General features: G+C 69.6%; 13 protein-coding genes. 10 read left to right on the forward strand and 3 right to left on the reverse strand.

The features are described 5' to 3' along the window. The first annotated feature begins 23 nt into the window (after positions 1–23). Both ACIQGQ_RS08925 and ACIQGQ_RS08930 read left to right on the forward strand, forming a co-directional pair. Positions 24–1142: a peptidoglycan bridge formation glycyltransferase FemA/FemB family protein gene (locus ACIQGQ_RS08925; RefSeq protein ID WP_352274033.1), complete on the forward strand. Its 1119-nt coding sequence runs from the start codon at positions 24–26 to the stop codon at positions 1140–1142. Positions 1143–1332: 190 nt separating this feature from the next. Continuing rightward, entirely contained in the window at positions 1333–2364 is a 1032-nt protein-coding gene (locus ACIQGQ_RS08930; protein WP_352274034.1) for an alanine racemase, read from the forward strand. Positions 2365–2424: 60 nt separating this feature from the next. Here the strand turns inward: ACIQGQ_RS08930 and ACIQGQ_RS08935 are convergent, their stop codons facing one another. After that, a complete protein-coding gene (locus ACIQGQ_RS08935) occupies positions 2425–3915 on the reverse strand; it encodes a glycosyltransferase family 87 protein (protein ID WP_402392511.1) in 1491 nt (496 codons plus the stop codon). Between the two features lie 96 nt (positions 3916–4011). Beyond that, complete coding sequence (locus ACIQGQ_RS08940) at positions 4012–6720, reverse strand: transglycosylase domain-containing protein (RefSeq protein WP_402392513.1); 2709 nt, start codon at positions 6718–6720, stop codon at positions 4012–4014. Between the two features lie 417 nt (positions 6721–7137). Between ACIQGQ_RS08940 and ACIQGQ_RS08945 the strand changes: the two genes are divergently transcribed. From ACIQGQ_RS08945 to ACIQGQ_RS08955, 3 genes are all read left to right on the forward strand, one after another. Beyond that, complete coding sequence (locus ACIQGQ_RS08945; protein ID WP_352274037.1) at positions 7138–7845, forward strand: helix-turn-helix transcriptional regulator; 708 nt, start codon at positions 7138–7140, stop codon at positions 7843–7845. Between the two features lie 61 nt (positions 7846–7906). Further along, positions 7907–8989, forward strand: a complete 1083-nt coding sequence (locus ACIQGQ_RS08950; protein WP_402392517.1) for an inositol-3-phosphate synthase — start codon at positions 7907–7909, stop codon at positions 8987–8989. A gap of 125 nt (positions 8990–9114) precedes the next feature. Further along, entirely contained in the window at positions 9115–10404 is a 1290-nt protein-coding gene (locus tag ACIQGQ_RS08955) for an MFS transporter (RefSeq protein WP_402392519.1), read from the forward strand. Positions 10405–10476: 72 nt separating this feature from the next. Here ACIQGQ_RS08955 and ACIQGQ_RS08960 read toward each other — a convergent pair whose 3' ends face one another. Continuing rightward, complete coding sequence (locus ACIQGQ_RS08960; RefSeq protein WP_402392522.1) at positions 10477–11919, reverse strand: CCA tRNA nucleotidyltransferase; 1443 nt, start codon at positions 11917–11919, stop codon at positions 10477–10479. A gap of 183 nt (positions 11920–12102) precedes the next feature. Between ACIQGQ_RS08960 and ACIQGQ_RS08965 the strand changes: the two genes are divergently transcribed. The 5 genes from ACIQGQ_RS08965 to ACIQGQ_RS08985 all read left to right on the forward strand — a co-directional run bounded on the left by ACIQGQ_RS08965 (position 12103) and on the right by ACIQGQ_RS08985 (position 20232). After that, on the forward strand, positions 12103–14400 hold the full coding sequence (locus ACIQGQ_RS08965; protein ID WP_402392524.1) for a DUF6049 family protein: 2298 nt from the start codon (positions 12103–12105) through the stop codon (positions 14398–14400). A 49-nt stretch (positions 14401–14449) separates the two neighbouring features. Further along, positions 14450–16609, forward strand: a complete 2160-nt coding sequence (gene murJ, locus ACIQGQ_RS08970; protein ID WP_402392527.1) for a murein biosynthesis integral membrane protein MurJ — start codon at positions 14450–14452, stop codon at positions 16607–16609. Positions 16610–16737: 128 nt separating this feature from the next. Next, complete coding sequence (locus tag ACIQGQ_RS08975) at positions 16738–18450, forward strand: protein kinase family protein (protein ID WP_402392530.1); 1713 nt, start codon at positions 16738–16740, stop codon at positions 18448–18450. Positions 18451–18613: 163 nt separating this feature from the next. Next, positions 18614–19318, forward strand: coding sequence for an RNA polymerase sigma factor SigM (sigM, locus tag ACIQGQ_RS08980; protein ID WP_402392533.1), 705 nt, complete (start codon positions 18614–18616; stop codon positions 19316–19318). Continuing rightward, positions 19315–20232, forward strand: coding sequence for a hypothetical protein (locus ACIQGQ_RS08985; protein WP_402392536.1), 918 nt, complete (start codon positions 19315–19317; stop codon positions 20230–20232). Before sigM ends, ACIQGQ_RS08985 begins: the two co-directional genes overlap by 4 nt. Positions 20233–20255 lie beyond the last annotated feature (23 nt).

The following is a 20255-nucleotide window of genomic DNA, read 5'->3' on the forward strand; positions in this document are numbered from 1 at the left end:
ACGCCTGCCGAGGAGCGCCCCGCATGAGCCTGACCCTGAGGACCATCAGCCGAGAGCAGCATCTGGCGTACATCCAGAACCTGCCCGCGGCGAGTCACATGCAGGTCCCGGCGTGGGCGGACGTGAAGGCCGAGTGGCGCTCGGAGAGCCTCGGCTGGTTCGACAAGGACGGGCAGCTCGTCGGGGTCGGCCTGGTGCTCTACCGCCAGCTCCCCAAGATCAAGCGGTACCTCGCCTACCTCCCCGAGGGCCCGGTCATCAACTGGTACGCGCCGAACCTGGACGACTGGCTGCGGCCGATGCTGGCGCACCTCAAGCAGCAGGGCGCCTTCTCCGTGAAGATGGGGCCGCCGGTCATCATCCGCCGGTGGGACGCACCCGCCATCAAGGCCGGGATCCAGGACCCCGAGGTCAAGCGGCTGCGCGACGTGGAGGCCACCCACATCGAGCCGCGCGCCTTCGAGGTGGCCGACCGGCTGCGGAAGATGGGCTGGCAGCAGGGCGAGGACGGCGGCGCCGGCTTCGGCGACGTGCAGCCCCGCTACGTCTACCAGGTGCCGCTGGCGAACCGTTCCCTCGAAGACGTCCACAAGGGCTTCAACCAGCTGTGGCGACGCAACATCAAGAAGGCCGAGAAGGCCGGCGTCGAGGTCGTCCAGGGCGGTTACACCGAGCTCGCCGAGTGGCAGCGGCTGTACGAGATCACCGCGGAGCGCGACCGCTTCCGGCCGCGTCCGCTGAGCTACTTCCAGCGCATGTGGACGGCGCTCAACACCGAGGACCCCAACCGGATGCGGCTCTACTTCGCCCGGCACGAGGGCGAGAACGTCGCGGCCGCGACGATGCTGATCGTCGGCGGACACGTCTGGTACTCGTACGGCGCCTCCGCGAACCACAAGCGCGAGGTCCGGCCGTCGAACGCGATGCAGTGGCGGATGCTGCGCGACGCGTACGCGATGGGCGCCACCGTCTACGACCTGCGCGGCATCTCCGACTCGCTGGACGAGACCGACCACCTCTTCGGGCTGATCCAGTTCAAGGTCGGCACCGGTGGGCAGGCGGCCGAGTACCTCGGCGAGTGGGACTTCCCGCTCAACAAGCTGCTGCACAAGGCGCTCGACATCTACATGTCGCGCCGCTGACGCGCGTCGGACGCGTCTGCCGGTACGCGTACGGGCCGCCTATGCGCCGCCCGTACGCCACTGGTACACCTCTGATCCGCTTCCGCCGACACCTCCCGCCCCGCTGACGAAACCGGCTTCATTGGTTTCAATGGGGCTTCGGCACCACACACCTCCCACACCGCCGCACCAGAAGGGTTCCGGACCGGCCATGGCGCTCTCCCTGTACGTCGACACCGCGCGCTGGCGGGCGCACCAGAAATCCGTCCTCGACCAGTTCCCCGGCCTCGTCCCGGTCTGCAAGGGCAACGGATACGGCTTCGGCCACGAACGGCTGGCCGACGAGGCCATCCGCTTCGGCTCCGACATGCTCGCCGTCGGCACCACCTACGAGGCGGCCCGCATCAAGGACTGGTTCAGCGGCGACCTCCTCGTCCTCACGCCGTTCCGCCGGGGCGAGGAACCGGTGCCGCTGCCCGACCGCGTCGTACGGTCCGTGTCCTCCGTGGACGGTGTGCACGCCCTGGTGGGCGCCCGGGTCGTCATCGAGTGCATGAGCTCGATGAAGCGCCACGGCGTCAAGGAGGAGGAGCTCGGGCAGCTGCACGCCGCCATCGAGGACGTGCGGCTGGAGGGCTTCGCCCTGCACCTGCCGCTGGACCGCACGGACGGCTCGGACGCGGTCGAGGAGGTCATCGCCTGGATGGACCGGCTGCGCGCGGCCCGGCTGCCGCTGCACACCATGTTCGTCAGCCATCTGCGCGCCGAGGAGCTGGGCCGTCTCCAGCAGCAGTTCCCGCAGACCCGCTTCCGTGCCCGCATCGGCACCCGTCTGTGGCTGGGCGACCACGAGGCGACGCAGTACCGCGGCTCCGTGCTGGACGTCACGCGCGTGACCAAGGGCGACCGGTTCGGCTACCGCCAGCAGAAGGCGGCGTCGGACGGCTGGCTGGTGGTCGTCGCCGGCGGGACCTCGCACGGGGTGGGGCTGGAGGCCCCGAAGGCCCTGCACGGCGTGATGCCGCGGGCCAAGGGGGTCGCCCGCGCGGGCCTGGCCACCGTCAACCGCAACCTGTCGCCGTTCGTCTGGGCGGGCAAGCAGCGCTGGTTCGCCGAGCCGCCGCACATGCAGGTGTCGATCCTGTTCGTCCCGTCGGACGCCCAGGAGCCGAAGGTGGGCGACGAGCTGGTGGCCCACCTGCGCCACACGACGACCCAGTTCGACCGTCTCGTCGACCACTGAGCCGTACGTCCACCGCGAAGACCGGGCCGCCACTCCGTACGGGGTGGCGGCCCGGTCCTTTCACTCCGCGGCCGGTTCCCGTCCCGCGCCCCATTCCACTTGCGGCCCCTCGACCGCGTGCTGCTCCGGCCGTGCCGTTCGCCTCAGCACGAACGCGTCCGGGGCCCCGTCGAGCACCCCGCCGGACGGATCGTCCGAGCCGTCGCGCCGCACCACGTCCCGCTCCGGGAGAAGCACGTCCCGTACGACCACGGCGCAGAGGTACAGCGTGCCCAGCAGATGCAGGGCGATCACCAGCTGGTACCCCTCCGTGGGCAGCCCCTGGTGCTTGTCGCCGCTCGTCGTGTACGCGAGGTACATCCAGATGCCCAGGAAGTACATGACCTCGCAGGCCTGCCAGATCAGGAAGTCCCGCCAGCGCGGCCTCGCGAGCGCGGCCAGCGGGATCAGCCACAGCACGTACTGCGGTGAGTAGACCTTGTTGACCAGGATGAACGCCGCGACGACGAGGAAGGCGAGCTGCGCGAAGCGCGGCCTGCGCGGTGCCATCAGGGTCAGCGCGCCGATGGCCGCGCACAGCGCGACGGTCGTCAGGGTCGAGACGGTGTTGACGGTCGCGACGTCGATGGCCTCGCCGGTGCGCTGGGTGATGATCAGCCAGAAGGAGCCGAAGTCGATGCCCCGCTCCTCGCTGAACGTGTAGAACTTCTTCCAGCCCTCCGGGGCCAGGAGCATCACCGGCAGGTTCACCACCAGCCAGGAGACCACCGCTCCGAGCGCGGCCGTACCGAACTCCCGCCACTTGCCCGCCCGCCAGCACAGGACGAACACCGGGCCCAGCAGGAACACGGGGTAGAGCTTGGCGGCCGTGGCGAGCCCGATGAGCACGCCGAAGGCGAGTGCCCGCCCGCGGGACCACATGAGCATCGCCGCGGCCGTCAGCGCGACGGCCAGCAGGTCCCAGTTGATCGTCGCGGTCAGCGCGAAGGCGGGGGCGAGGGCCACCAGCAGCCCGTCCCAGGGGCGGAACCGGTGCGTACGCGCGACGCAGACGGCGATGACCACGGCGCACACCATCAGCATGCCCGCGTTGACCATCCAGTACATCTGCTCGCGGAACTGGATCTCCCCGCCCGGCGTCAGCCAGGACGCCACCTGCATGAAGAGCCCCGTCAGGACGGGGTACTCCAGGTACTGCATGTCGCCGGGCAGCCGGTCGAAGTACGGCACCAGCCCGTCGGAGAAGCCGCGCGCCACGAAGAGGTGCGGGATGTCCGAGTAGCAGGCGTGCGTGTACTGCGAGCCCGCGCCCCTGAACCACGCCCAGTTGTAGCAGGGCAGCTTCTGCACCATGCCCAGCGCGAACGTCCCGAGGGCCACGAGGGCGACGACGGCCACCGGAGGGAGCGCCGCGCTGCCCGCGCGGGCCCAGCGCCCCGACGGTCCGCCGATCAGCTCGCTGCCGGCCGCGGCGACCTCGTCCTGGTGCGTGGGCCGCACGACGGACCGTTCCTGGTGCTGGTGCACGCTGGTGTCTTCTGCGCTTGGCATGCCGCACATCCTGCCGTACGGGGCTGTGGGGACGACGAGGGCCGCCGCACCCCGTGGGGTGCGGCGGCCCTCTTGGTCCGGCCCGTCGGACCGGCGCTATCCGGCCGGCCCGCCGAAGACGGCGCCGGTGCTGTTGGCCCCGTTGCCGTTCCCGCCGTTGCCGTTCCCGCCGTTCCAGTTCCCGCCGTTCGACGGGTTGGGAGTCGTCGACGGGCCACCACCGCCGGTGGCGTTACCACCGTTCGCGTCCCCGCCGGTGGCTCCGTCGCTGGTCCCGCCGTTGTTGTGCTGACAGTCCCAGTCCCATCGGCCACAGGTCTCGGTGGGGTCGGGCGACGCCGGGGGCGTGGTCTCCGGCGGCTCCTCGGTCTCCGAGGCGGTCGGGGACGGGTCCTCCGTCTCCGTGGGCGTCGGCGTCGGGCTCTGCGCACCGCCGCCGTAGACCGTGTCGCCGATCGGCTCCGGCTGGGGGAAGGCCAGGACCGGATTGCCCTCCAGCGCGCCCGCCATGTAGTCGTGCCAGATCTGGGCCGGGAACGACGCACCGTGGATGGTCTTCTCACCACCCGTGCCGTACATCTTCTCGAACTTGCGGTCCTTGTTCTTCTCGTCGTCGTCGAGCCGGTACATGCTGATGGCCGTGGAGAGCTGCGGCGTGTAGCCGACGAACCAGGCGGACTTGTTGTCGTCCGTCGTACCCGTCTTGCCCGCCACCTGGCGGCCCGGGAGCTGTGCGGGGGTACCCGTCCCCTTGTCGACGACGTTCTTCAGGACGTCGGTGACGTTGTCGGCGATCAAGGGGTCGAAGGCGCGCTTGGTGGTGACCTCGTGACGGTAGATCGTCTTGCCGCCGTGCTTCACCTCGGAGACCGAGTAGGGCTCGCGCTGCTGGCCGCTGGCCGCGAAGGTCGCGTACGCGCCGGCCATCCGGATCGCGCTGGGCGAGGAGGTGCCGATGGAGAACGACGGCACGCTCGCGTCCGCCAGACCGTCCTCCTTCAGCCCCGCGGCCAGGGCGACGTTCTTCACCTTGTCGGTTCCGACGTCCATGCCGAGCTGGACGTACGGGGAGTTGGCGGAGACCCGCATCGCCTCGCGCAGGGTGATGTCACCCTTCGACTCGTGGCCGTCGTTGGCCTGGCGCCACTCGTCGCCGTTCTCGTCCTTCCAGATCTCGCCGTTGTACTTCTTGATCCGCAGCAGGTCGTCACCGTTGTAGATGCTGAGCGGCGAGACCTTCGTACGGTCCGACGGCCCCTGGTCCGGCCCCAGCGCGGGGTTGCGCCTGCCGTACTCCATCGCCGCCGCCAGCACGAACGGCTTGAACGTCGAACCGACCTGGGCACCGGTGGGGTCTGCGTTGTTGGTGAAGTGCTTGGTCGCGTCCTCACCGCCGTAGATCGCCACGATGGCGCCGGTCTTGGGGTCGACCGAGCCACCGCCGAACTGGACGTGGGTGTCCGTCTCCGGGCGTGCCTTCGCGTCGATCTTGTTCTTGTAGACCTTCTTGACCGCGGCTTCGAGCTCGTTGACCTTCTTCCTGTTGAAGGTCGTGCGGATCTCGTAGCCGCCCCGGGCCAGCATCTCAGGCTTGACGTCGGGGTTGTTGTTGAGGAAGTTCTTCCGGGCCAGCTCGACCAGGTACCCGGTCTGGCCGCCCAGCTGGGCGTCCTTCCTCGGCGACTTCGGCATCGGGAACTTCGTGTACTTGGCACGCTCCGACTTCGAGAGACGGCCGTCCTTCACCTCTTCGTTGAGGATCCACTTCCAGCGCTTTCTCACCCGCTGGGTGTTCAGTTCCTTGGTGGCCCGCTTGGGGTCGACCTCGGGGGCACCTGCCGGGTCGTAGTACGAGGGACCCTTCAGCAGCGAGGCCATGAACGCGCACTCGCTCGGGTTCAGCTCGACGGCGTCCTTGCCGTAGTACGTACGGGCCGCCGCCTGGATGCCGGAGGCACCCCGGCCGTAGTACGCGACGTTCAGGTAGCCCGCGATGATCTCGCTCTTCTTCATGTCGTTGTTGACCTTGAGCGTGATGAAGAGTTCCTGGAACTTCCGGCTCAGGGTCTGTTCCTGCGACAGGCGCGAGTTCTTCACGTACTGCTGGGTGATGGTCGAGCCACCCTGGGTCTCACCACCGGTGGCCATGTTGAACAGGGCTCGGGCGATACCCATCGGGTCGATGCCGCTGTCGTGCTCGAACGACTTGTTCTCGGCCGAGATGACGGCGTTCCGCATCGCCTCGGGGATCTGCTCGTAGTCGATGATCTGGCGGTTGGCCACACCGCCGGTGGCGATCATCTGCGAGCCGTCGTCCCAGAGGTAGACGTTGTTCTGAGCCTCCGCCGCCTCGTTCACGTTCGGCTTGCCGACCATCGCGTACGCGATGGTGCCGATGCCCATGAGTACGCCGAGGAAGGCGATGCACAGACCCGTGACCAGCTTCCACGACGGGAGCCAGCGCCACAGGCCGTCCTTCTCCGCGCGCGGGTAGTCGATGAAACGCTTCTTGGCGGGACGCCGCGCATTACGACCCCGGCCCCTGCCGGGTTCTTCGTGGCCTCCTCCGCCCCCGCGGCGGCGTCCTCCACCACCGCCGCGGCCGGCGCCACCTCGCTGGGCCGCACGGCGCGCTTCGGCGCGTCCGCCCTGCGGAGCACCCCCGCTGTGCGACCCTGAATGTGACTCGGAAGTTACTCCGCGTGACGGTGCTGCGCGGCGTCCTGAGGACTGCTGGGCAGCTCGTCTGGCCGCTGCACGCCCGCCGCCTTGCGGCTGGGGCGGTTTGCGACGGTGCTCGCTCATCGAACGACTACTCCTCGGGCAGGCGAGAGCGCCTGGAAGCGGCAGTTGAGATCCGGTCCCCCGAATTGCGGACCAGCCTTCCGGCAGGCTTGTCCGCCATGCGTCATGCGTCCGGCTGGCCCGCGAAGACTGACGCGCGGGCGCGTCACACGGTTCCCGGTGGTCTGCATGCCGCACAGACTACGCACGGTCAAAACCCTCCTAGGGCCGAACTTCACCCCAAACAACGCAAGTCGGTGCCTACGAATTCACGATGTGACGCCGTTCACGATGCCCCCTCTTGTCGCATCGCGGGTACCGATCTATCGTCGGGATGTATCGAGTCGATACATCCGCTCGGCACATCAGCTCGATACACCCGCTCGGCACAGGGCTTCGCGGAGGTACCAGCAGCACCCGGAGATGGAGGAGGCGCAGGTGAGCAGACGCTCGGGCATCCTCGAATTCGCCGTTCTCGGTCTGCTCCGTGAGTCCCCGATGCACGGCTACGAGCTGCGCAAGCGCCTCAACACCTCGTTGGGAATCTTCCGCGCCTTCAGCTACGGAACTCTCTACCCCTGCCTCAAGGCGCTGGTCGCCAGCGGCTGGCTGGTCGAGGAGCCTGGTGCCGCCCCAGCCGCCGCACCGCCCGCCACCGGCCGTGCGGTCGCCCCCGCGTCGTCGCTGGCCGGCCGCCGCGCCAAGATCGTCTACCGGCTGACGGCGGAAGGTAAGGAGCACTTCGAGGAGCTGCTCTCGCACACCGGCCCCGACGCCTGGGAGGACGAGCATTTCGCGGCTCGTTTCGCCTTCTTCGGGCAGACGGAGCGCGAGGTGCGGATGCGGGTGCTGGAAGGCCGGCGCAGCCGGCTGGAGGAGCGGCTGGAGAAGATGCGGGCCTCGCTGGCCCGCACCCGCGAGCGCCTCGACGACTACACGCTTGAGCTGCAGCGGCACGGTATGGAGTCCGTGGAGCGCGAAGTGCGCTGGCTGAACGAGCTCATCGAGAGCGAGCGGTCGGGACGGGATCAGCGACGGTCCTCGCCCGGGAGCGAAGCTCAGCAGAACACCGCAGGAGAGACGGACGGCCTGCCCCGGCGCCGGGGTGACACCCCGCCGGATCCGTCCGACGACACCTCAAAGTGAGGCCCCCGCAGTTCCGCGGGTCCTCATCGGGAACATCCAAAACACACAGGGAGCAACCGGAATGGGTTCGGTTCGCGTAGCCATCGTCGGCGTGGGCAACTGCGCCGCCTCGCTGGTCCAGGGCGTCGAGTACTACAAGGACGCCGATCCGGCCGGCAAGGTGCCCGGTCTGATGCACGTCCAGTTCGGCGACTACCACGTGCGGGACGTCGAGTTCGTCGCCGCCTTCGACGTCGACGCGAAGAAGGTCGGTCTCGACCTCGCGGACGCCATCGGTGCCAGCGAGAACAACACCATCAAGCTCTGCGACGTGCCGAACTCCGGCGTCACCGTCCAGCGCGGCCACACCCACGACGGTCTCGGCAAGTACTACCGCCAGACCATCGAGGAGTCCACCGAGGCCCCGGTCGACATCGTCCAGATCCTCAAGGACCGCAAGGTCGACGTTCTGGTCTGCTACCTGCCCGTCGGTTCCGAGGTCGCCGCGAAGTTCTACGCGCAGTGCGCCATCGACGCCAAGGTCGCGTTCGTCAACGCCCTCCCGGTCTTCATCGCCGGCACCAAGGAGTGGGCGGACAAGTTCACCGAGGCCGGTGTCCCGATCGTCGGTGACGACATCAAGTCGCAGGTCGGCGCCACCATCACGCACCGCGTGATGGCGAAGCTCTTCGAGGACCGGGGCGTCATCCTGGACCGCACGATGCAGCTGAACGTCGGCGGCAACATGGACTTCAAGAACATGCTGGAGCGCGAGCGCCTGGAGTCCAAGAAGATCTCCAAGACGCAGGCCGTCACCTCCCAGATCCCCGACCGGGACCTCGGTGAGAAGAACGTCCACATCGGCCCGTCCGACTACGTGGCCTGGCTGGACGACCGAAAGTGGGCCTACGTCCGCCTGGAGGGCCGCGCGTTCGGTGACGTCCCGCTGAACCTGGAGTACAAGCTCGAGGTCTGGGACTCCCCGAACTCCGCCGGTGTCATCATCGACGCCCTGCGTGCCGCGAAGATCGCCAAGGACCGCGGCATCGGCGGCCCGATCCTCTCCGCGTCCTCCTACTTCATGAAGTCCCCGCCGGTTCAGTACTTCGACGACCAGGCCCGCGAGAACGTCGAGAAGTTCATCCGCGGCGAGGTCGCCAACTGACGCAGCCGGACATGGAGCGGACGCGCGGCACACCGCCGAGCGGCAACGCTCCCTGAGGCTCCGTACCGTTGAGGGTCCCCGGGCAATCTGCCCGGGGACCCTCAACGTATGTGACTCTTGGTCGCATGGCCGTCGTCGGTGATCTGCGTGTTCTTCTGCGCCTTCGGGACTTCCGCCGCCTGTTGACGGTACGTGTCCTCTCCCAGTCGGCCGACGGCGTCTTCCAGGTGGCGCTGGCCGCCCATGTCGTCTTCTCACCCGAGAAACAGGCTTCGGCGGGTGCCATCGCCTCCGCCATGGCGGTGCTGCTGCTGCCCTACTCGTTCATCGGCCCCTTCGCAGGCGTCCTGCTGGACCGATGGCCACGACGCCAGGTCTTCCTGTACGGGAATCTGCTGCGGGCCGCGCTCGCCTGCTGCACCGCGCTCCTCATACTCGGCTCCGTGCCCGACTGGCTCTTCTACGTCTCGGCGCTGTGCGTCACCGCGGTCAACCGCTTCGTCCTGGCCGGACTCTCGGCCGCGCTGCCGCGCGTCGTCGACCGCGACCGGCTGGTGCTGGCCAACTCGATCTCACCGACCACCGGTACGCTCGCGGCCACCGCGGGCGGCGGCCTCGCCTTCGTCGTACGACTGCTGCTCGCGGACTCCGACGCCGCGGTGGTCCTGCTGGGTGCGGTGCTCTACCTCGCTTCGGCACTGGCCTCCCTGACCCTGACGGCAGAACTGCTCGGACCTGACCGGCACGGACCACGGGCCGGGCTGGGCGAGGCTCTGGCCACCACCGCACGGGGGCTGGCCGCCGGCCTGCGCCACCTCGCGGAGCGGAAGCCGGCGAGCCGGGTGCTGGCCGCCATGACCGCGATGCGCTTCTGCTACGGCGCGCTGACCGTGACGGTGCTGATGCTGTGCCGACACGCCTGGACCGGGAGCGAGACCGAGGGCCTGGCCCTCCTCGGGCTGGCCGTAGGCGTCTCTGGGGCAGGATTCTTCGCGGCGGCCGTACTGACGCCCTGGGCCGCCGGGCGGCTCGGGCGGTTCCGCTGGATATCGATGTGCGCGGCTGGCGCAGCCGTCCTGGAGCCCGCGCTGGGGCTCTGGTTCGTTCCGCTGCCGATGCTGATCGCGGCCTTCGTCCTCGGACTGGTCACCCAGGGCGCGAAGATCGCGACGGACACCGTGGTGCAGACCTCGGTGGCGGACTCCTTCCGCGGACGCGTCTTCTCCCTCTACGACGTGCTGTTCAACGTCGCCTTCGTGGGCGCTGCCGCGGTGGCCGCCCTGCTGCTGCCGCCGGACGGGCGCTCGGCCCCGGTGGTCGTCGGCGTGGCGGTCATCTACGCGGTCGTCGCCGTACTGCTCTCGCGGTGGGCCCGGACCGAGGAGCCTACGCGTGAAGGCCGCTGTTTCACGTGAAACAGCGGCCTTGCCCTACGGATCACGGCCGTGTTTCACGTGAAACACGGCTCGCCAACCCCTACGGCCGTCTCAGCTCTGTGCGGCCCACCACTCCTTGAGCTTCTCAACCGCCGCGTCGCGCTCCAGCGGGCCGTGCTCCAGCCGCAGCTCCAGCAGGAACGCGTACGCCTTGCCGATCACCGGTCCGGGGCCGACGTCCAGGACCTTCATGATCTCGTTGCCGTTCAGGTCGGGGCGGATCGCGTCCAGCTCCTCCTGCTCCTGCAACTGCGCGATGCGCTCCTCCAGCCCGTCGTAGGTCCGGGAGAGCGCCGCGGCCTTGCGCTTGTTCCGCGTGGTGCAGTCCGAGCGGGTCAGCTTGTGCAGCCGGTCCAGCAACGGACCGGCGTCCCGTACGTACCGGCGGACCGCGGAGTCCGTCCACTCACCGTCGCCGTAGCCGTGGAAGCGCAGGTGCAGCTCCACCAGCTTCGAGACGTCCCTGACCAGGTCGTTGGAGTACTTGAGCGCGGTCATCCGCTTCTTGACCATCTTGGCCCCCACCACCTCGTGGTGATGGAACGAGACGCGTCCGTCCTTCTCGAAGCGCCGGGTCCGCGGCTTGCCGATGTCGTGGAGGAGCGCGGCCAGCCGCAGCGTCAGATCGGGGCCGTCCTGCTCCAGGTCGATCGCCTGCTCCAGGACGGTCAGCGAGTGCTCGTAGACGTCCTTGTGACGGTGATGCTCGTCACTTTCCAACCGCAGCGCGGGGAGTTCCGGCAGCACCTGCTGGGCCAGCCCCGTATCGACGAGCAGGGCCAGTCCCTTGCGCGGCTGCGGGGAGAGCAGCAGCTTGTTGAGCTCGTCGCGGACCCGCTCGGCGGAGACGATCTCGATGCGGCCGGCCATCTCCGTCATCGCGGCGACCACGTCGGGGGCGACGTCGAAGTCCAGCTGGGCCGCGAAGCGGGCGGCACGCAGCATCCGCAGCGGGTCGTCGGAGAACGACTCCTCGGGCGTTCCGGGGGTGCGCAGGACGCGTGCCGCCAGATCGTCGAGGCCGCCGTACGGATCGACGAACTCCTTCCGCGGAAGCGCGACGGCCATCGCGTTGACCGTGAAGTCCCGACGGACGAGGTCCTCCTCGATGGAGTCGCCGTAGGAGACCTCGGGCTTGCGCGAGGTCCGGTCGTACGCCTCCGACCGGTACGTGGTGACCTCGATCTGGTAGCCGTCCTTCTGGGCACCCACGGTGCCGAAGGCGATCCCGACCTCCCAGACCGCGTCGGCCCACGGCCGGACGATCCTCAGCACGTCCTCGGGTCGGGCGTCGGTCGTGAAGTCCAGGTCGTTCCCGAGCCTGCCGAGGAGTGCGTCCCGGACCGATCCGCCGACCAGCGCGAGACCGAACCCGGCGTCCTGGAAACGGCGAGCGAGGTCGTCGGCGACCGGGGACACCCGCAGCAGTTCGCTGACTGCGCGGTGCTGTACCTGGGTCAGGGCACGGGAGCTGTCTTCATTGGCGTTCGACACAACAGAAAAGGGTACGTGCCCGGACCGGCCCGGTCGCCCTGGTTACGGCCCGCCCTGCGAGACTCTTCCGATCATGTAGCGAACTCCCCAGCACTTGGCACCCCCGTACATCGTTACCATGCGTGGACGCAACAACCGACAAGCATCGACACCAGCTGACGACGACGAGGGACGGGTAGGCGCGTGGCCGAGGCGGCAGACAATCAGGGGATCGCTCCCTCTCCTGCTCGCCGGTGGCTGCGGCGCACAGCCGCCCTGGTCACCGGCGCACCTCTCATCGCGGCTCTGCTGGCCGGACCGACCGCGTCGGCCACGCCCGCCGGCAGCCCCACAAAGACTCCCAGCGGGTCCAGAACGGTGGACGTGTCCCTGGACACCCTGGCTCCGAGCGCGCCGGTCAAGGGGGACACCCTGACCGTCTCCGGCACCCTCACCAACCGGGGCAAGGACACGATCACGGACGCCGAGGTCGACCTGCGGGTGGGGCCGCGGCTTCTCGGCCGGACGGAGATCGACAACACCGCCGGACGCACCGGATTCACGTTCGGCGCCGATCCCGCCCCGCTCGGCGGCGCGTACACGGTGAAGGTCGCGAAACTCCGCTCCGGCATCAGCCAGGACTTCACGCTGTCCGTCCCCGTCGGCAAACTGGGGCTCGGTGACGACGGGGTCTACCAGCTCGGTGTGTCGCTGTCGGGCCAGACCTCCCAGGCTCCGTACCAGCAGGTGCTGGGGATCGAGCGCACCTTCCTGCCCTGGCAGGAGGAGGAGCGCGACTCCAGGACGAAGCTCACCTATCTCTGGCCGCTGATCGCCTCGGCCCATGTCACCGCCGAGACGGGCACGGACGATCAGCAGACACCGGTGTTCTCGGACGACGGACTGGCCGACGAGCTGGCCCCGGGCGGGCGGCTGCAGCAGATGGTCTCGCTGGGCAGCGAGCTGCCGGTGACCTGGGTCATCGATCCGGACCTGCTGGCCAGCGTCGACGCGATGACGGGGAACTACCGGGTCAAGGCCGGCGACACCACCGTCGCCGGGACCAACCAGGCCGTCGCCAAGAAGTGGCTCACCGCCCTGGAGGCCGCGGTGTCGGACGGAAAGGTCGTCGCGCTGCCGTTCGCCGACCCCGATCTGGCCTCCATCGCGCACCGCGCGAAGAACGTCTCCGGCACCTTGAGCCATCTGCAGACCGCCACCGAGGTGGCCGGGACGACCGTGCAGACCATCCTCCACGTGAAGCCGTCGACCGACTTCGCCTGGCCGGTCGACGGGGCCGTCGACCCGTCGATCGTCGATGTCGCCACCTCGGCCGGGGCCCACAAGGTGATCGCCCGCAGCGACAACTTCCGGGAGACCGACAACCTGCCGTACACGCCGACGGCCGCCCGGCCGATCGGCAACGGCACCACCGCGGTCGTCGCCGACGCCCGGCTCTCCACGGCCTTCCAGGGCGACATGGCGAAGGCCGGCAAGTCCACCCTCGCCGTGCAGAAGTTCCTCGCCCAGACGCTCGCGCTGACCGCTCAGGACACCGACGAGGAGCGGAGCATCGTCGTCGCGCCGCAGCGGACGCCCTCGGTGGCCCAGGCCCAGTCGATGGCCCGCGCACTCCGGGCGCTCGACGACGAGCGCTGGACCCAGCCGCTCGGCCTGGTCGACGCGGCCGACGCGACGCCCGACGCCGAGGCGACGACGAGCGTCCCCCGGGCGTCCCAGTACCCGAAGAAGCTCCGCCGCCAGGAGCTGCCCACCCAGGCCTTCCAGGACATCAAGTCCACGCAGACCTCGCTCAACAGCTTCCAGGTCATCCTGACGCAGCCCGAGCGGGTGGTGACCCCCTTCGGCAACGCGCTCAACCGCTCCATGTCGACGTCCTGGCGCGGCCGGCCGCTGGAGGCGCAGCTGTACCGGGACTCGGTGCGCGGCTACCTCCAGGATCTCGTCAACGAGGTGCAGCTCATCTCGAAGTCGGACGTCACCCTGTCCGGCCGCAGCGCCACGATCCCGGTGACCGTGCAGAACAGGCTGCTGCAGGGGGTGGACGGTCTCGTCCTGCGGCTCAAGTCGGAGAACGCGACACGGCTCCGGCTGAACGACGACGGAGCGGTGGCGGAGCAGCCGATCCGGATCGGCCCCGGCCACAGCCAGTCCGTGAAGTTCGACGCGGCGGCCAACGTCAACGGCCAGGTGCAGATGACGGCGCAGCTCTACACCGAGGACGGCACCCCGTACGGCAGCCCGATGACCTTCACCGTGAAGGTGTCCGAGCTCACCCCGACCGTGCTGCTGGTCATCGCGGGCGGGCTGCTGCTGCTGGTTCTCGCGGGCATCAGGATGTACGCCCACCGCAAGCGCGCCAACGCGGGCGGCGCGCCCGGTGACGACGGCGGCGAACCGGAGCAGCCGAGTGACCCGACTCCGGACACCGGTCCGGAAAGCGGGGAGCCGTCGTCCTCGGGTGAGAAAGTGGAACGTTGAGCGATGTCTGTCGTGGCCGGTCGGCCGGGGACGATGAGGTGGGGTTTCGATGAACGCGCCGTACGACGGTGACCGCGGTCAGGGTGCGGGCGGAGCCGGGGCTTCCGGCGGGCCCCCGGTGCCTCCTCCGGGCCCCGGCCAGGTCCCGCCGCCCGACCCGTACCTGCAGGACGCCTACGACCGCGACCCCTATCGTGCCCAGGACCTGACCGCCCAGGACCCGGTCGCCGAGGCGATGTACGACCGGGCCGCGCACCCCCCGCCGCCCCCCGGCACGTACCAGCAGCCCCACCCGCTCTACCAACAGCCGGCCGCGGCCCAGTACCCGCCCGACCCGCGGCTCTGGGCCCCGACGCCTCCTCCCGAGCCCGACGGTCCCTCGCGGCACCTGCCGTACGGCGACCGCCCGGCGTCCACCCAGTTCGTCGGGGTCGACGACCTGGTCAGCCAGGCCTCGCGGGACGACGAGCAGCCGGACGCCTTCGCCCACCTCTTCCGGGACCAGGAGGGGCCGTCCGGTCCCGCTCCCGTTCCTCAGGAACCCGAGCCCGCTCCGGCGCCCGCTCCGGCCAAGTCCGGCGGACGGGCCTCCGGGATACTGAAGTCGAGCGCCCTGATGGCGGCCGGCACGCTCGTCTCCCGCCTCACCGGATTCGTGCGCACCCTCGTCATGACCGCCGCGCTCGGTGCGGCCCTGCTCGGTGACAGCTTCACCATCGCCTACACCCTGCCCACGATGATCTACATCCTCACCGTGGGCGGCGGGCTGAACTCGGTCTTCGTGCCTCAGCTCGTGCGCTCGATGAAGGACGACGAGGACGGCGGTGAGGCCTACGCCAACCGCCTGCTGACCCTGGTCATGGTGGCGCTCGCGGTGATCGTCGGGATCGCCGTGCTCGCCTCGCCGTGGTTGATCCAGATGATGTCGCCGACGATCGCCAACGACGCCGCCGCCAACAGCGTGGCCGTGACCTTCGCCCGGTACTGCCTGCCGACGATCTTCTTCATGGGCGTGCACGTCGTCATGGGCCAGATCCTCAACGCCCGCGGCAAGTTCGGCGCGATGATGTGGACCCCGGTCCTCAACAACATCGTGATGATCTTCACGTTCGGCATGTTCATCTGGGTGTACGGCACGTCCGCCGAGTCCAGGATGGGCGTCCAGACCATTCCGCCGGAGGGCGTCCGGCTGCTGGGCATCGGCACCCTGCTGGGACTCGTCGTCCAGGCCCTGGCCATGGTTCCGTACCTGCGCGAGGCCGGCTTCCGGTTCCGTCCACGCTTCGACTGGAGGGGCCACGGGCTCGGCAAGACGGTCAAGCTGGCCAAGTGGACCGTTCTGTTCGTGCTGGCCAACCAGGCGGGCGTGATCGTCGTGACCCAGTTGGCGACGTCGGCCGGAAAGCTCTCCGGCAAGGACGGCACCGGCTTCCTCGCCTACTCGAACGCCCAGCTGATCTGGGGCATGCCGCAGGCGATCATCACCGTCTCGGTCATGGCCGCCCTGCTGCCCCGGATCTCCCGCGCCGCCCACGACGACGACCCGGGAGCCGTCCGGGACGACATCTCCCAGGGACTGCGGAACTCGGCCGTCGCGATCGTGCCGGTGGCCTTCTCGTTCCTCGCGCTCGGCCTGCCGATGTGCACGCTCATGTACTCCTCCGCAGGCACCGAGGCCGCCCGCTCCATGGGCTTCATCCTCATGGCCTTCGGCCTCGGCCTGATCCCGTACTCCGTGCAGTACGTGGTCCTGCGCGGCTTCTACGCGTACGAGGACACCCGCACGCCCTTCTACAACACGGTGATCGTGGCCGCGGTCAACGCCGCCGTCTCGGCCCTCTGCTACGTGGTCCTGCCGGCCCGCTGGGCAGTGGTCGGCATGGCCGGCGCATACGGGCTCGCCTACGCCGTCGGCGTGGGTGTCGCCTGGCGGCGGCTGCGCAACCGCCTGGGCGGGGACCTGGACGGCGCCCATGTCGTACGGACCTACGCCCGCCTGTGCCTGGCGGCGGTCCCGGCAGCGGTTCTCGGTGGCGGAGTGGGCTTCGCCGTCCTGACCGGGCTCGGCGACGGCGCCCTTGGTTCACTGGCCGCGCTGATCTGCGGCGGAGCCGTACTGCTCGGAGTCTTCTTCGTCGCCGCCAAGCGGATGCGGATCGAGGAGATCAACGGCATGGTCGGCATGGTCCGGGGACGGCTCGGCCGCTGAGTAGACACCGGCCGCACAACCATCACCGCCCCTGGCGTGTCGTGCATAGCGCCGGAGTGTGGGCACAATTGGCGTAACTGTGCAGAGCTGGCTGGCATCGCGCAACGGATGGGGAGGCAGGAACGACGGTGGCGGAACGTAGCACGGCTGCCGTCGACGTGGCCGACAACAGCGGCGATGAGCCGCTGGCCGCCAAGGCGGACGAAACCACGACCGACGGGACGACGGAAGCCCAGGACACCGCAGGCGCGAAGCCGCAGGACACGGATGGTGAACGAGTCGGTTCCGAGACCTCCCTGGACGCCCCCGATCTGCACAGCGGGCACAAGCTCGCCAAGCGCTACCGGCTGGAGGAGTGCGTCACCCGGCTGGACGGATTCAGCAGCTGGCGTGCCGTCGACGAGAAACTGCGTCGTGCGGTGGGCGTCCACCTGCTCCCCGCAGATCACTCACGCGCCCGCTCCGTGCTGGCCGCGGCCCGTTCCGCCGCGCTGCTCGGCGACCCGCGCTTCGTGCAGGTGCTGGACGCGGTCGAGGAGGACGACCTCGTCTACGTCGTCCACGAATGGCTGCCCGACGCCACCGAGCTCACCTCGCTGCTGGCTGCGGGCCCGATGGACGCGCACGACGCCTACCAGCTCGTCAGCCAGGTCTCCCAGGCCATGGCCGCGGCGCACCGCGAGGGCCTCTCCCATCTGAGGCTCACCCCCGGGGCGGTACTGCGGAGCTCGACCGGCCAGTACCGGATCCGTGGCCTCGCGGTGAACGCCGCCCTGCGCGGCATCACCGCCGAGCGCCCCCAGCGGACCGACACCGAGGCGATCGGCGCGCTGCTCTACGCCGCGCTGACCCACCGCTGGCCGTACGAGAACGACGCGTACGGCATGGCCGGGCTGCCCAAGGGCGTCGGTCTGCTCGCTCCCGACCAGGTACGGGCCGGTGTTCACCGCGGCCTCTCCGAGCTGGCGATGCGCGCACTCGCCAACGACGGCGCCACCGCCTCCCGGCAGGAGCAGCCCTGCACCACGCCGGACGAGCTGGCCAAGGCCGTGGCGGCGATGCCCCGCATCCGTCCGCCGGAGCCGGTCTTCACCGCGCCCCCGGAGTACCAGCGCACCGCCTACCAGCAGGGAGCCTACGGCCGTCCGCAGACCGGCCCCGCAGCCGTGACCGCGCCTGTCCCCGTGCCTCCCCCGCCGCTGCAGAGCCGCACCGGCAAGGTCCTCAAGTGGGCCGTGTCCGCGCTGCTCATCGCCGCGCTGGGCCTCGGCAGCTGGCAGCTCGCCGAAACGCTCATCAGCCGCATCAAGGGCTCGGGGGCCGACGAGACCACGCAGACCCCGCCCAAGGACGGCGGCGAGAAGGCCCCGGCCCCGCCCAAGCCGTTGCGGATCGCGAGCGCGACGGAGTTCATGCCCAACGGCTCGGGGATGAAGCAGGAGGATGCCCCGAAGGCCATCGACGGCGACGCCGGCACCGCGTGGGTGACCTATCGCTACCAGGGCTTCGCGAACTTCGGGAACCTTCCGGCCCGCAAGGACGGCAGTGGCATAGTCGTCGACCTCGGCAGCGTCCAGGACGTCTCCGCCGTCAAGGTCCGGATGTACCGCAGCGGGCAGAAGGCGGAGGTGCTCGCGGCCGGTGCCGACGCTTCAGCCCCCTCGGCCCTCGCGGACTTCCCCCAGCGCCTCACGCCGCTGGCATCCACGGGGAGCGAACTGAAGCAGACCTTGGACAAGCCGGTACGGACCCGCTACGTCCTGGTCCACATCACCGAGCTGCCGCCCGACGGCACGGGTGGTTACCGCGGCGGGATCTCGGAGATCTCCGTACTCAAGTGACACGAAGGCCGGTGAGCACACGCCTCACCGGCCTTTCGCACGTCAGGGCTTCCAGCAACACCGCGCTGCTCCGTACCGGTCGGTGTTCTTCCGCACCCTGCCCCGCCTTCTTGAATCGTGATAGACAGACGCACCGTGACGCAGTGAAAGGGAGGGAGGGGAGGTGGCCGCCGAGCCGTCGGAACCACTCAGCGACTCAGACCTCCTCGCTCGCCATGTGGCCGGAGAACCGGACGCTTTCGGCGAGCTCGTACGACGCCACCGTGATCGGCTGTGGGCCGTGGCGATACGGACCCTGGGTGACCGGGAGGAGGCCGCGGACGCCGTCCAGGACGCATTGGTCTCCGCCTTCCGGTCCGCCCACACCTTCCAGGGCCGGTCCGCCGTCACTACGTGGCTGCACCGCATCACCGTCAACGCCTGCCTCGACCGGGCCCGCAAGGCGGCCACCCGCCGGACCGCTCCGGTCGACGACGCCCAACGGTTCGAGCAGCTCCTCGAACCGCACGAATCCGCAGAGGCACCGGCTGAACGTCAGGACCTCCACCGTGAGCTGCTGGCCGCACTCGCCACTCTTCCCGCCGATCAGCGGGCCGCGCTCGTCCTGGTCGACATGCAGGGCTATCCGGTGGCCGAGGCGGCGCGCATCCTCGACGTTCCGACGGGCACCGTGAAGAGCCGCTGCGCCCGTGGTCGGGCCCGGCTGGCCCCGCTCCTGTCCCACCTGCGCAGTGAGATTTCGGGAAGCGACGGAACAGCGACGAGAAGGAACCGGACGGCGCGCGGCGCCGTCCCACCGCCATCGGGGCCGAGGGACGCGGACACAAGCGATCCCGCTGTAGTGAAGGGCGGAGGTGGGCGAACATGACATCAACGACCGGCACGACCCAGCATCCGGATGTCACGGAGATCTCCGACCTGGCCGAGGGGCTGCTCCCTCAGCCACGCGCGGTGGAGGTGCGCAACCACGTCGACGGCTGCGAGCTGTGCGGCGAGGTCCATACCTCTCTCAACGAAATCCGTGAGCTGCTCGGCGCCGTCTCGGCGCCGCGGCGCATGCCGGATGATGTCGCCGCCCGTATCGATGCTGCGCTCGCCGCCGAAGCGACACATGTTTCACGTGAAACGAAGCCCTCTGTTTCACGTGAAACAGAACTGCCGACGGGACAGAAGCCGAAGGGGGAGACAGCCTCCCCGGACCGTCCCGCAGGCCGCCCCCGGGCCACCACCGGCCCCGGCCGCCGCCCCGTGCAGCGCCATCGCCGTGCCGTACTCGGCGCCGCGCTCGGGGCGGCCGTGGTCGGCGTGAGTGTCCTGATACTGCAGAGCGTCCAGTCGTCCCCTGACTCCTCGGCGGTCAAAGCCGCCGACCACCGGACCGAACCCGGAAATGCCGACAGCGGTGACTTCTCGGAGTCCACGCTCGAAGGCCGGGTCCAGTCGCTGCTGCGGAGCTCCGCCGCAGAGCGACCGAAGTCGGCGGAGGGTTCGGACTCCGGGAAGAAGGCACCGTCCGGCGAATCCCGGGCAACGACCCAGACGCCGCTGCGCGCTCCTACCGTCCCCGTGCCTCCCTGCGTGGAGCAGGGCACCGGGCGCAATGCCCCGGCCCTGGCCCTGGAGCAAGGAACCTACGAAGGAACGGCCGCCTTCCTGGTGGTCCTGCCTCATCCGTCCGACGCCGGTCGAGTGCAGGCGTACGTGGTCGACGCCTCCTGTGTCCACGACGAGCCCACGCGCAGGGGCACACTCCTGCTGACCCATACATACGCGCGCCCCTGAACATCGCGTGGACGCCACCTCGG

It is taken from the genome of Streptomyces sp. NPDC092952, assembly GCF_044754785.1.
GTDB lineage: Bacteria > Actinomycetota > Actinomycetes > Streptomycetales > Streptomycetaceae > Streptomyces.

Excerpts from the sequence above, each read along its gene's own strand:
- ACIQGQ_RS08985 (WP_402392536.1), top strand. The coding sequence starts at position 19,315 with ATGACATCAACGACCGGCACGACCCAGCATCCGGATGTCACGGAGATC.
- ACIQGQ_RS08930 (WP_352274034.1), top strand. The coding sequence starts at position 1,333 with ATGGCGCTCTCCCTGTACGTCGACACCGCGCGCTGGCGGGCGCACCAG.
- ACIQGQ_RS08955 (WP_402392519.1), top strand. The coding sequence starts at position 9,115 with ATGGCCGTCGTCGGTGATCTGCGTGTTCTTCTGCGCCTTCGGGACTTC.
- ACIQGQ_RS08950 (WP_402392517.1), top strand. The coding sequence starts at position 7,907 with ATGGGTTCGGTTCGCGTAGCCATCGTCGGCGTGGGCAACTGCGCCGCC.
- ACIQGQ_RS08925 (WP_352274033.1), top strand. The coding sequence starts at position 24 with ATGAGCCTGACCCTGAGGACCATCAGCCGAGAGCAGCATCTGGCGTAC.
- murJ (WP_402392527.1), top strand. The coding sequence starts at position 14,450 with ATGAACGCGCCGTACGACGGTGACCGCGGTCAGGGTGCGGGCGGAGCC.
- ACIQGQ_RS08940 (WP_402392513.1), bottom strand. The coding sequence starts at position 6,720 with ATGAGCGAGCACCGTCGCAAACCGCCCCAGCCGCAAGGCGGCGGGCGT.
- ACIQGQ_RS08935 (WP_402392511.1), bottom strand. The coding sequence starts at position 3,915 with ATGCCAAGCGCAGAAGACACCAGCGTGCACCAGCACCAGGAACGGTCC.